The organism is Rhizobium sp. AAP116, from assembly GCF_001295785.1.
Classification (GTDB): Bacteria; Pseudomonadota; Alphaproteobacteria; order Rhizobiales; family Rhizobiaceae; genus Allorhizobium.
Genome location: NZ_LJIB01000023.1, coordinates 54030 through 66672 on the forward strand (window position 1 = coordinate 54030; position 12643 = coordinate 66672).

Annotated in this window: 12 protein-coding genes and 1 riboswitch; of the genes, 11 read left to right on the forward strand and 1 reads right to left on the reverse strand. The window is 63.4% G+C overall.

What is annotated here, in order from left to right; all coding sequences use genetic code 11:
- The first annotated feature begins 10 nt into the window (after positions 1 to 10).
- A complete protein-coding gene (locus tag IP85_RS13430) occupies positions 11 to 1081 on the forward strand; it encodes a DUF1775 domain-containing protein (RefSeq protein ID WP_054150188.1) in 1071 nt (356 codons plus the stop codon).
- A gap of 83 nt (positions 1082 to 1164) precedes the next feature.
- On the opposite strand, the gene IP85_RS13435 is transcribed toward IP85_RS13430, so the two are convergent.
- On the reverse strand, positions 1165 to 1440 hold the full coding sequence (locus tag IP85_RS13435; RefSeq protein ID WP_054150189.1) for a hypothetical protein: 276 nt from the start codon (positions 1438 to 1440) through the stop codon (positions 1165 to 1167).
- 196 nt (positions 1441 to 1636) lie between these two features.
- Here IP85_RS13435 and IP85_RS13440 point away from each other — a divergent pair, with 196 nt between their 5' ends.
- The 10 genes from IP85_RS13440 to IP85_RS21965 all read left to right on the forward strand — a co-directional run bounded on the left by IP85_RS13440 (position 1637) and on the right by IP85_RS21965 (position 12616).
- The gene (locus tag IP85_RS13440; RefSeq protein ID WP_054150190.1) at positions 1637 to 2173 is read left to right on the forward strand and encodes a flavodoxin domain-containing protein; all 537 of its coding nucleotides are present in this window, start codon (positions 1637 to 1639) and stop codon (positions 2171 to 2173) included.
- Between the two features lie 60 nt (positions 2174 to 2233).
- Entirely contained in the window at positions 2234 to 2611 is a 378-nt protein-coding gene (gene crcB / locus IP85_RS13445) for a fluoride efflux transporter CrcB (RefSeq protein ID WP_054150191.1), read from the forward strand.
- Positions 2612 to 2705: 94 nt separating this feature from the next.
- Positions 2706 to 3695, forward strand: coding sequence for an RluA family pseudouridine synthase (locus IP85_RS13450; RefSeq protein ID WP_054150192.1), 990 nt, complete (start codon positions 2706 to 2708; stop codon positions 3693 to 3695).
- Complete coding sequence (locus IP85_RS13455) at positions 3692 to 4345, forward strand: HAD-IA family hydrolase (RefSeq protein WP_054150193.1); 654 nt, start codon at positions 3692 to 3694, stop codon at positions 4343 to 4345. Before IP85_RS13450 ends, IP85_RS13455 begins: the two co-directional genes overlap by 4 nt.
- A gap of 9 nt (positions 4346 to 4354) precedes the next feature.
- Complete coding sequence (locus IP85_RS13460; RefSeq protein WP_054150194.1) at positions 4355 to 5161, forward strand: ATP12 family protein; 807 nt, start codon at positions 4355 to 4357, stop codon at positions 5159 to 5161.
- Between the two features lie 63 nt (positions 5162 to 5224).
- Positions 5225 to 6043, forward strand: a complete 819-nt coding sequence (locus IP85_RS13465; RefSeq protein WP_054150195.1) for a hypothetical protein — start codon at positions 5225 to 5227, stop codon at positions 6041 to 6043.
- A gap of 66 nt (positions 6044 to 6109) precedes the next feature.
- Positions 6110 to 6482: riboswitch (cobalamin riboswitch) on the forward strand.
- A gap of 184 nt (positions 6483 to 6666) precedes the next feature.
- A complete protein-coding gene (cobU, locus tag IP85_RS13470) occupies positions 6667 to 7197 on the forward strand; it encodes a bifunctional adenosylcobinamide kinase/adenosylcobinamide-phosphate guanylyltransferase (protein WP_054150196.1) in 531 nt (176 codons plus the stop codon).
- Between the two features lie 3 nt (positions 7198 to 7200).
- Positions 7201 to 8277, forward strand: a complete 1077-nt coding sequence (gene cobW, locus IP85_RS13475) for a cobalamin biosynthesis protein CobW (RefSeq protein WP_054150197.1) — start codon at positions 7201 to 7203, stop codon at positions 8275 to 8277.
- A 3-nt stretch (positions 8278 to 8280) separates the two neighbouring features.
- Complete coding sequence (gene cobN / locus IP85_RS13480; protein ID WP_054150198.1) at positions 8281 to 12201, forward strand: cobaltochelatase subunit CobN; 3921 nt, start codon at positions 8281 to 8283, stop codon at positions 12199 to 12201.
- 19 nt (positions 12202 to 12220) lie between these two features.
- Complete coding sequence (locus IP85_RS21965; protein ID WP_245280868.1) at positions 12221 to 12616, forward strand: GFA family protein; 396 nt, start codon at positions 12221 to 12223, stop codon at positions 12614 to 12616.
- Positions 12617 to 12643: the final 27 nt, after the last annotated feature.

Genomic DNA, 12643 nt, shown 5'->3' on the forward strand with positions numbered 1-12643 from the left:
AGAGACACCCATGAAGACCAATCTCATTCTCGCAACCGCGATTGCCACACTCGCATCGACCACGGCTGTGTTCGCCCATGCGACCTTTGCCAACCAGCCCGCTAAGGTCGGCTCCTATGTCGCCGCCGCGCTGCAGGTGCCGCATGGCTGCGACGGCAAGGCGACCAACGAAGTCCAGATCAAGCTGCCGGAAGGCTTTATCTCCGCCAAGCCGATGCCGAAGGCCGGCTGGGACGTTGAGGTCATCACCGGCGACTACCAGAACAGCTACGACAACCACGGCAAGGCAGTGACATCAGGCCCGGTCGAAATCCGCTTCAAGAACGGTAACCTGCCGGACAATTTCTACGACACCTTTGTCGTCTACGGTAAGGTCGCCGCCGGCGATCCAGCGACAGGCCTTGCCTTTCCGACGATTCAGCTTTGCGGCGCTGACGCCAAGGTCGCCTGGGATCAGATCGCGGCCCCCGGCCAGGATCCGCACGACCTCGACGGTCCTGCACCGGTTCTCAAGCTCGCGGCCGCTGAAGGCGACGCACATGGTCATGGCGCACACGGTGCACACGGCGCGCATGCCGGTCACGGTGCTCCCGCCGAGCAGGCTGCAGCGGATAGCCACGGCGCGCATGGCGCCCATGGTGAGCATGCCGGTCACGGCGATCACATGGCGGCAACCGATCCCGGTGGTTTTCAGGCCGTGACTGCCGGTGACCTCGAACTGACCGCCGGTTTCACCAGGGCGATGCTGCCAGGCCAGCCGGTCGGCGGCGGTTTCATCACCATCGTCAACAAGGGCGGTGAAGAAGACAAGCTCGTTTCCGCCACCTCAGCCCAGGCGGGCGAAGTCCAGCTGCACGAGATGGCGATGGAAGGCGAGGTGATGAAGATGCGTCAGCTGACGGACGGCATCGCCATCCCGGCCGGTGAGACGGTTGAGCTGAAGCCTGGCGGCCTGCACCTGATGTTCTTCAAGGTGACAGAGCCCTTCCAGGAAGGCGCGACCGTCAACGTCACGCTGACCTTCGAGAAGGCCGGTGCTGTGGATGTGGCGCTGCCAGTCGGTCCGGCCCGGGGCAAATGACCCTGATCGCTATGCCCTGAAAATAAGAAACCGCGACCGTCACCGGTCGCGGTTTTTCTTTGCCCGGATGGGGGCTTGGGAGATCAGGCGACCGAGCTCTTGTAGGCCTCGATCGTTTCCTTAAGCGTGGCCTGCTCGAACTGTTGCTGCGAAGAGGTGAGGAAGTAGAGGGCGAGCGCCGGAGGCTGCACGACGTTGACGAGCGCCCTGAGCCGCAGGTCCTCGCTCTGTGCTGCCTGCTGTGCCAGCACACGCGTATGCTCTTCCACGTAGGACGCACGGGAGACGCGTTGTGGCGGCTTCACCGGTTCCATCGCGTAGGCCGCGGTATGCGCAGAGACTGTGACAACCTGTGTCATGGGCGTTTCCCAGATAATACATAACGACATTAGCATAAACTACGGTTATCTATGCATCTTTAAGTCGAATGAGCGGTTTTGAATAAAAATGTATTGGTTGCGTTGGCGTCCTCGGATGTGCCGCTTTGCGCCAGATCAAAGCGCCATCCATGTCCTTGCCGCACACTGAGTGCGTCATCAGCAGAGGACCAGAGCCATGATTATTCTTGTCGGCTACGCGACGGTTGAGGGGCAGACACGCAAGATCGCGGAAGCGGTCGCGTCGGCGGTCGAGGCCGCCGGCGACCGGGCACTTCTGTTCGACATATCCTCGGGTGGCGAATATGCGGTTGCCCATCCCGAGGCAGCCATCCTTTGTGCGCCGGTTCACGCGGCCCGCTATCCGGCTGCCTTCGCCCGGTTCGTTCGGCAGGAAGCCGCTTGGCTGAATGCTGTGCCCTCGGCTTTCGTGTCCGTATCCCTGCTGATCCGTTCCGAATTCGAGGAGGAGCGGGAAGAAGCGACGCATTTCCCCGACCACGTGTTCGAGGAGAGCGGATGGAAGCCCGGCATGATCCATCACGCGGCTGGCGCGCTCAGATATACCGAATATGACTTCTTCAAGCGCTGGATCATCCGGCGCATGGCAGAGCACGAGAATGCTCCAACGGATGTGAGCCGGGACCACGAATTCACCGACTGGAAGGCGCTGTCGGCATTCGTGGCGGGATTTCTGGCATCGGCCAAGGCTTGACGCGGCGGCCCGAACCGGCTTGAACGGCTCGCGCAACAGCCGTTCAAGCCGGAGTCATCCATGTTCAATATCCTGCTCGTCGCGATCGGCGGTGCGACCGGATCGGTAGCCCGCTATCTCGCCGGGATTGCCATGACCCGCTGGCTGGGGATGGGCTTCCCCTGGGGCACGATCACCGTCAACATCGTCGGCTCGTTCATTATAGGTCTGTTGACCGAACTGCTGGCGCGGAAGTTCTCCGCATCGATGGAAATGCAGCTGCTGCTCGTGGTCGGCTTCCTTGGAGGGTTCACCACATTCTCCTCCTTTTCGCTCGACACGATGGCGCTCTTCGAACGTGGCGAAAGTCACCTGGCCCTGGCCTATGTCGGAGCGAGCCTTGTCCTGTCCCTCTCGGCCGCTTTCGGTGGTCTCGCCCTCGGCCGCAGTCTGTTCTGACGCCCGAGCCTGCATTTCCGCTTTCCCTTTCCGCCCGAAATCTACTAAAGGCACGGGATAAGTGGGTGGAGAACCCGAGCGAGAAAGTATCCTGATGGCAGGCATCGAACATATCACCGTGGAAGCCGACGAGGCTGGCATGCGGCTCGACCGTTGGTTCAAGATCCATTATCCGGGTCTAGGCTTCGGCGCGCTGCAGAAGCTTCTGCGCTCCGGCCAGGTCCGTGTCGACGGCGGTCGCGTCAAGACCGATGCACGCGTTCAGCCCGGTCAGGTGGTCCGTGTGCCGCCGATGGATGTCGACGCCAAGAAGACCGGTCCGATCGCAAGTCATGACCTGAAGCATGGTGATGACCACGAGCTCCTGTCGCGCATGCTGCTGCATGAAGACGAGAAGGTCTTCGTGCTCAACAAGCCCGCCGGCCTTGCCGTGCAGGGCGGTTCTGGTCTCAATCGCCATATCGACAAGATGCTCGAAGCCTGGACGAGCCGGAAGGGCGAAAAGCCGCGCCTCGTCCACCGCCTCGATCGCGACACCTCCGGCGTGCTTGTCGTCGCGCGTACCCGCGGCGCTGCCCAGAAGCTGACGGCCGCGTTTCGCGAGCGCGACACCAAGAAGATCTACTGGTCGCTGGTGAAGGGCGTCCCGCGCAAGCACGAGGACAAGATCTCGACCTGGCTCACCAAGGATCAGACCGACGAAGGCGACCGTATGCGGGTCTGCAGGCACGGCGAGGACGGCGCAGACCACGCCATCACCTATTACCGTGTGATCGACACCGCAGCGCAGAACCTCGCCTGGCTGGAGATGGAACCCTACACCGGCCGTACCCACCAATTGCGCGTCCACGCATTGCATATCGGCCACCCGATCATTGGTGACCCGAAATACTTCGACGAGGATCACAACTGGGATTTCCCGGGCGGCGTTCAGAAGCGGTTGCACCTGCATGCACGCTTCATCGATCTGCCGCACCCGAACGGTGGCCGCCTGAAGGTGACGGCGCCGCTGCCGCCGCACATGGTCCAGACCTGGAACCTGCTTGGCCTCGATCAGCGCGACGGTGACAGGGACGGCGAATGAAGCTTGTTCTGTTCGATTGCGACGGCACGCTGGTCGACAGCGCCGGCCTGATCCATGAAGTCATGCGCCACACCTTCATCGCCTTCGGCAAGCCGGAGCCAGCCGTCGAGACGACCAAGTCGATCATCGGGTTGACGCTGGACATCGCGATCGCCCGTATGGACGGCAAGCCGCATGCTGATGACGAAGCGGTCGCCATGGCTGCCCATTACAAGGCGATTTTCGCTGATGTCCGCCGAGACTCTGGTTTTGGCGAGACCATGTTCGACGGCATCCGCGAAGTCCTGGATGCGCTCATCGCCCGCGAGGACGTCTGGCTCGGCGCCGTGACCGGCAAGTCGCGCCGCGGGCTGGAAATGATCCTTGAAGGCCATGGGCTGAAGCCCCATTTCCTGTTCTGCCGCACGGCCGACGAATGCCCCTCCAAGCCGCACCCGGCCATGGTGACGGAATGCTGCGACGAGGCAGGCATGGCGCCGCGTGAAACGATCGTCATCGGTGACGCGATCTACGACATGCAGATGGCAAAGGCCGCAGGCGCTACTGCGATCGGTGTCGCCTGGGGTTATGCCAAGGCCGACGATCTCTGGAAGGCTGGTGCCGATGCCGTGGTCGAGCGTCCGGTCGACCTTCTGGCCTATATCCACTAGGAGCTCTTGATGCGCGACGAACTCAGCCAGGACATTTTCGGGACCTTCATTCCGGAGCCGAGCCATGAGGATCCGGTGCGCCGGGCGCAGATCCAGATGAAGCGGCCGCTGCCGAAGCGCTTCTACGAGAGCGTCGGCATGGAGGAGCGTGAGGAAGGCTTCTCGATCACTCTCGACGGCAAGCCGGTCAAGACGCCAGCGAAGAACCTGCTGACGCTGCCGAACCGTGAGGCCGCGGAACTCGTGGTCGCCGAATGGGCCGGCCAGGGCGAATTCATCGACCCGGCGACCATGCCGATCACCAAGCTCGCAAATACCGCCATCGATGCTGTTTCGAACAGCCTGGATGACGTGTTCCACGAGATCGTCCGTTTCGCCGGAACCGATCTGCTCTGCTACCGCGCCGACGGGCCGAAGGAACTGATCGACCGGCAGTCGGCTCGCTGGGATCCTTTGCTTGCCTGGGTATCGACTGCGCACGGCGCCCGCTTCATCCTTGTCGAAGGCGTGATGCATCAGGAGCAACCGCAGGAGGCAATCGGCGCCTACGCTCGGGCGCTGGAGCGCTATCGCGATCCCTTCCAGATCTCCTGCCTCAACGTGGTGACGACGCTGACGGGTTCGGCTGTGCTGACCCTTGCATTTGCCGAGGGCGCCTTTGATCTGGATGACATCTGGTCGCTTGCCCATCTCGACGAGGACTGGACGATCGAGCATTGGGGTTCCGATGCTGAGGCCGAAGCGCGTCGTGAGGCCCGTTACGGCGAGTTCGCATCGGCAGCGTCACTCTTCGCGGTCCTTCAGGCAGCAAGTTAACTCTACACTAACCATAAATGGCGAATTCTCGGGCAGGTTCAGAATCACCTGTCCGGGGTCCTTATGTTCGCTCGCAGCCTTCGCATCGCCGTCGCCATGGGCTTCGCCCTGCTGCTCGCTTCCTGCTCCGTCTTTTTCGGGCGCAGCATTGACCGTCCGTTGGTTTACTACGTCCGCAACGTGACGGTCATGGCCGATGCACGCATCCCGCTCGACCTCATTGAAAGCGTCGATCGCCGCGTCTCGGCCGCGATTGCGGCGACGCGCCCGCCCGCGGGTGCCGAGCGTGTCGTGCTTCTGGTCAAAATCGATCGCCTCGGTTTCGGCGAAGGTGCCCGTCGTCGCCTCGCTCAGGCTGACTTCACCGTGACTGCTGTTTCGGTCGAAACCGGCGAGCCTGTCGCCAAGGGAACCTTCCGGGTGAACGGCCCGACCGACGACCCGCGCTGGGCCCGTCAGGCGCTTGCCGAAGAGGTCGCGGCCCGTATCCGCTTTGCCTTCTCGCTGACCACGCCGCGTGTCCGCAAGACCCTGCCGCAGCGAACCATATCAACGCGGCTCGCTTCGGAGCCACCGCCGGTGATCGTGCCGAATGCTCGGGTGGAATCGCCACGCGCCGCCCCGGTAGTGCGGCAGGCGCCGCCGCAAAACTCGTCCGTTATGGCTGTGCCGGAGACGGCTGTTCCTCCGCCACCGCGCGAAATGGCCGCGCCGCCGGTCGCCGACGTGCAGACACCTCGGCCCGCAGCCCCAGCCCAGCCTGCGCGTCGCGCTGCCGACATCGGCCAGGGCACGCCGGTCGAACAGGGAGCCGTGGGTGCCATTCGCCTGCGGCCGGATTGCGACCCCGCCGTCACGCCGGACTGCTCCACGAGCCCTTGATCGGCCCTCGGGCGCAATGACGCAGCTCTGCGCCGCAGCTGTGATTGACTCGGCTTCGACCTCGGCCTAATCCTCATGATGGATGGTTTCCGAACGGCAGAGATGTTGTCCGGAGAGCAAAAGGGAATGCGAAGGCGTGGACCCCAACCGGGCACGCCGAACGCAGCCGACCCCGCGACTGTATTGCAGCGAGGGTTCTCCATCCGCCTTGTCGTTGAACGAGTGACGGGTCGCAGGGTGCGACCGGCTCGCCAGAACGGCAGGACGGAAAAGCCACTGGGGTGGCAACACGATCAGCCGGGGCAGGACGCCTCTTTTTCTACGAATCGTCCGCTCTTTCGTGTTGCCGCAAACCCTGGGAAGGCGAGGAGAACCCGACGGTCCTTTCGAGGATCACGACCTGCGAGCCAGGAGACCTGCCATCCACGGGCATGGTGCCCACACTGGGGAGGTCTCCCCGTTGCCAGCACGGAGGTTGTCGTGGCGACGTTCTGCATCCGCGGGTCCTTGTCGACCCGTCGGTGCCGGTCCGCATGCGCGGACGGGGCATCGATTGTTTTCTTGTGCATGCTGAAGGCATGCACCGCTGGCCGTCTGCGGGCGGTCGAAGGTCATGGCGCACCATGACCGCATCCAATTCCCGATCCATCCTCGTTCTCGGCGGTGCGCGCTCGGGCAAGTCGCGTTTCGCCGAAACAACGGCGCGCAACACCGGCCTAGATCGCGTTTATCTGGCCACGGGCCGCGCCTGGGACGACGAGATGCGCGCCCGCATCGAGGCGCACAAGGCCGACCGTGCCAATGACGGTTGGACGACGCATGAGGAGCCGCTGGATCTCGTCGGTGCGCTGAAGACGCTCGACAAGCCCGATCGGGTGATCCTTGTCGACTGCCTCACGCTCTGGGTGACCAATCTGATGATGGAAGAAGGCCGTGACGTGGACGCGGACGGCGCGTCACTCGCCGCCAGTCTTGGGGAACTCCAGGCCACCGTCATCTTCGTCTCCAATGAAGTCGGCCTCGGCATCGTGCCTGAGAACAAGATGGCCCGCGCCTTCCGCGACCATGCCGGCCGTCTCCACCAAGCCATCGCCGCCGAGGCGGCTGAAGTCTATTTTATCGCGGCGGGTTTGCCGTTGAAAATGAAGGGTTGAACCATGTTGCAGCAAAAGATCCCCGCTACCGTCATCACCGGCTTTTTGGGGGCAGGCAAGACCACCATCATCCGTAACATGCTGATGAATGCCGGCGGCAAGAAGATCGCGCTGATCATCAACGAATTCGGCGACCTCGGCGTCGACGGTGATGTCTTGAAGGGCTGCGGCGCCGACAATTGCACCGAAGATGACATCATCGAACTCACCAATGGCTGCATCTGCTGCACGGTCGCCGACGACTTCGTACCGACCATGCTGAAGCTGCTTGAGCGCGACGTGAAGCCTGACCATATCGTCATCGAAACCTCTGGCCTGGCACTGCCGCAGCCGCTGGTCGCTGCCTTCAACTGGCCGGATATCCGGACCCGCGTCACCGTCGATGGTGTCGTGACCGTGGTCGACAGCGCTGCCGTCGCCGCCGGTCGTTTTGCCGACGACCATGACGCAGTCGCCGCCCAGCGCGCCGACGACGACAATCTCGACCACGAAAGCCCGATCGAAGAACTCTTCGAGGATCAGCTGACCTGCGCCGACCTCATCGTCCTCAACAAGACCGACCTCCTGGACGCTGCCGGTATCGCTGCCGTGCGCGCGGAAGTCACGGGCCGCACCAGCCGTAAGCCTTCGATGATCGAGGCGAAGAACGGCGAAGTGCCCTCGCTCGTCCTGCTCGGCATCGGTGCCAGCACCGAAGAAGACATCGAAAACCGCAAGTCGCATCACGAATTGGAGCACGAGGCGCTGCATGCCTCGGGCGAAGACCACGACCATCATCATGACCATGACGAGTTCGAAAGCTTCGTCCTGAAGCTTGGCGCGATCAAGGATCCCCAAGAGTTCATCGACCGCCTGAAGCCGGTTATCGAGAAGCACGACATCCTGCGCCTGAAGGGCTTCATCGACGTGCCCGGCAAGCCGATGCGCCTCGTCATCCAGGCCGTCGGCACTCGCATCGACACCTATTTCGACCGCCCCTGGACAAGCGAGGAGAAGCGCGAGACGCGCATCGTCGTCATCGGCCTGCATGAATGGGATTTCGGCGCCGTCGTCGAGGACGTTCAGGCGGCGGCCGGCTGATCCATGCATCTGCTCCTTGCCCAAAAGGGATCGATCAGCGACGGCGACGAGGCGATCAATCTCGGCCAGACGCCGGGGGATGTGCTGTTCCTCTCGGCCGCCGATACGGAGCTTGCGGCAATTGCCGCAGCCGTGCAGGCGAGGGGCGGAGAGGTGGTTCGCTGGCGGCTTGCCAGCCTGATGACGCTGAAGCATCCGATGTCGGTCGATACCTATATCGAGCGCACGGCGCGGCATGCGCGGCTGATCGTGGTGCGGGCGCTGGGTGGGGCGAGTTACTTCCACTATGCGCTGGAGGCGCTGCATGCCTGCGCCCGTCGCAGCGGCGCGGCCATCGTCGTACTGCCGGGAGACGACAAGCCGGACGAGGGGCTTTCGCCCTTCCAGGCCTGCGCGGATGACGATCGCCAGGGTCTCTGGACCTATCTCACCGAAGGCGGGGCGGGCAATGCCTCGGCCTTCGTATCCTATGCCGAGGCTATGCTGGGCGGGGACGAACGTCCGGAACCGGCGCGTCCACTGCTGAAAGCCGGCATCTGGTGGCCGGGCAGGGGCGTGATTGGGGTCGAGGAATGGGAGAGGCTCGCGTTCCTGGCGCGCCCCTCTGACCTGCCGGCCATCTCCCCCACAAGGGGGGAGAGCGGCGTTGCGGCCGGCGGCATGCCTCCTTCTCCCCGTGCACGGGGAGAAGGTGCCCGCAGGGCGGATGAGGGGCGAACCTCTGCGCAAGACCAGCCCCTCACCCTGACACTCTCCTTGGCTGCAGAGAGAGGCAATGTCGCCCCCCTCTGCTTCTATCGCGCCCTCGTACAGAGCGGCGAAACGGCACCCGTCGAAGCCATGGTCGAAGCCTTGAAGGCTGAGGGACTGATACCGCTACCGGTCTTCGTCTCGAGCCTCAAGGATCAGGTCTCGGTCGATACGCTCCGCGCCATCTTCAACCGATTCCCGCCATCTGTTGTCGTCAACACCACCGGTTTCGCCGTCTCGACGCCTGGCGCGGAAAAGCCGTCGACGGTGCTCGACGAGACCGATGTTGTCGTCCTGCAGGCGATTTTCTCGTCCTCGCCGCGCGCCACCTGGGAGAGTTCGAGCCAGGGCTTGAGCGCCCGCGATCTGGCGATGAGCGTCGCTTTACCGGAAGTCGATGGCCGGGTGCTGACCCGCGCCGTCTCCTTCAAGTCCAAGGCGCGCTTTGACGAGCGGGTCGAGGCAAATCTGGTCAGCCACGAGCCGGATGCCGGCCGCATGCGTTTCGTCGCCGAACTGGCGGCGAACTGGGCGAAGCTCCGGGCAACTGATCCCGCCGACCGCCACGTGGCGCTTGTTATGGCCAATTACCCGAACCGCGACGGACGTCTCGGCAATGGCGTCGGACTGGATACGCCAGCCGGCACGATCGAGGTCATGCGCGCCATGCGCGACGCGGGTTATGACATTGCCGATCTACCCGCCGATGGTGATGCGCTGATGCAGGCGCTGATGGCAGGCCCGACGAACGCTGCGAACGACGGACGGGTCATTCGCGAACGTCTTTCCATCAGCGATTACATAAAGTTCTTCGATGATCTTCCCAAAGAAGTTCAGGAGCGCGTAACCGCGCGCTGGGGTGCCCCGGAGGCCGATCCCTTTCACCTGGAAGGTGCCTTTGCGCTGCCGCTGATGCGCTTCGGCAAGCTCATGATCGGCATCCAGCCGGCGCGTGGCTACAACATCGATCCCAAGGAAACCTACCATTCCCCCGACCTCGTGCCGCCGCATGGCTATCTCGCCTTCTACGCCTTCCTGAGACGGGAATTCGGCGCTCAGGCGCTCATCCACATGGGCAAACACGGCAATCTCGAATGGCTGCCGGGCAAGGCCCTGGCGCTGTCGGAAACCTGTTTCCCCGAAGCCGTCTTCGGCCCATTGCCGCATCTCTATCCCTTCATCGTCAACGATCCCGGCGAGGGCACGCAGGCCAAGCGCCGCAGCTCCGCCGTCATTATCGACCACCTGACGCCACCGCTGACGCGTGCCGAGAGTTATGGGCCGCTGAAGGATCTTGAGGCGCTGGTCGACGAATACTACGAAGCCTCGGGCGGCGATCCGCGCCGGCTCGTACTCTTGAAAAAGCAGATCCTGGAGTTGATCGCCGATATCGGCCTCGACCAGGACGCCGGCATCGCCAAGGGCGAGGCAGACGAGACGGCACTGGAAAAGCTCGACGCCTATCTCTGCGACCTCAAGGAAATGCAGATCCGCGACGGCTTGCACATCTTCGGGCTTGCGCCCGAGGGGCGGCTGCTGACCGATCTCGTTGTCGCGCTTGCCCGGGTTCCACGCGGCCAGGGCGAGGGCAGCGATGCAAGCCTGCAGCGGGCCATCGCGGGGGATCTTCTCAAGACGGAAGGCTTCGACCCACTAGACTGCGTCATGTCCGCCCCGTGGACCGGCCCGAAGCCCGCGATCCTCACCGATCTCACCGAAGCCCCCTGGCGTACCCACGGCGACACCGTGGAACGGATCGAGTTACTAGCTGCGCAGTTGGTCGCCGGAGAGATCGCCTGCCCAGACAACTGGCCTCGCACCCGCGCCGTGCTCGCTGAAATCGAAACCCGCCTGAAACCCGCCGTCGTCTCCTCCGGCCCTGCCGAAATCCAGGGCCTGCTGAAGGGGCTTGCCGGCACCTTCGTGCCCCCCGGTCCCTCCGGCGCGCCGACACGCGGACGCCCGGACGTGTTGCCGACGGGCCGAAACTTCTACTCCGTCGACAGCCGCGCCGTGCCGACGCCGGCGGCCTATGAACTCGGCAAGAAATCCGCCGAGCTCCTGATCCAGCGTTACGTGCAGGATCACGGCGAATGGCCGACCTCCTTCGGCATCACCGCCTGGGGCACGTCAAATATGCGCACCGGTGGCGATGACATCGCGCAGGCCCTGGCGCTCATCGGTGTCAAGCCGCTCTGGGACATGGCCTCGCGGCGCGTTACCGGCTTCGAAGTGATCCCCATGGCCTTGCTGGGACGGCCTCGTGTCGACGTGACGCTGCGCATCTCCGGTTTCTTCCGCGATGCCTTCCCCGAGCAGATCGCGCTTTTCGACAAGGCGGTGCGTGCGGTGGCCAGCCTCGACGAGGACGAGGGTGACAACCCGATTGCAGCACGGGTCAGGGCCGAAACCGAGGTACTGATCGCCGAAGGGCTGGACGAAAAGCAGGCCGCCCGCCGCGCCGGCTACCGCGTCTTCGGTTCCAAGCCTGGCGCCTATGGGGCTGGCCTGCAGGCATTGATCGACGAGAAGGGCTGGAATGACCGTGCCGACCTCGCCGAGAGTTATCTCGTCTGGGGCGGTTATGCCTATGGCGCGGGCGAGGAGGGCAAGGCCGAACGCGGCCTCTTCGAGGAGCGTCTACGCTCCGTTCAGGCGGTGGTGCAGAACCAGGACAATCGCGAACACGATCTGCTCGACAGCGATGATTATTACCAGTTCGAGGGCGGCATGACGGCAGCGATCGAGCATGTCGCGGGTGTGAGACCGAAGGTTTATCACAACGACCATTCGCGGCCGGAAAAGCCTGTCATCCGCAGCCTTGAGGAAGAGATCGGCCGTGTCGTGCGTGCCCGTGTCGTCAACCCGAAATGGATCGAAGGCGTCATGCGCCACGGCTACAAGGGTGCCTTCGAGATGACCGCGACCGTCGACTATATGTTCGCCTTTGCCGCAACGACGGGTGCCGTCCGTGACCACCATTTCGAGGCCGTCTACCAGGCGTTCATCCTCGATGAGCGGGTGCGCGATTTCATGGCAGAAAAGAATGCCCCGGCGCAGAGGGAACTCGCCGACCGCTTGATCGAGGCGATCGAGCGCGGCCTGTGGACGCCGAAGAGCAACTCAGCCAAATTCACCTTGAGCGAACTTGCCGAGGGAGAGTTGCATGTCTGACGTTCAACAGAGTGACCCGATGGCTTTGCGGGGGCATTGCCTGTGTGGAGGTGTGCGCTTCCGTACCTCTGGACCCGTCCGCAGCTCTGGTCATTGCCATTGCGAGAGCTGCCGAAGGGCTGCCTCTTCGCCTGTAACGACCTTCTTCACCGTTCCGCGCGACAGCGCGCGCCTCGAGGGAGACAGTCTGCACTTTTACGCCTCGTCCCCGGGTGTGCGGCGCGGCTTCTGCAGCAGTTGCGGGTCGCCCATGTCATTCGAGACTGAGCGACGGCCTGATGATATCGATTTCTATGTCGCGAGCCTTGATGATGGGCTTTCCGTAGCGATCCGCGAGCACTGGCACTGGGACGAGCGCGTCGACTGGCTCAACATAGTGGACGACTTGCCAAAGGGGCAAGGTGGCGTCGCTTGAAGACGGGACGCGGTCACCGTTGTAGTA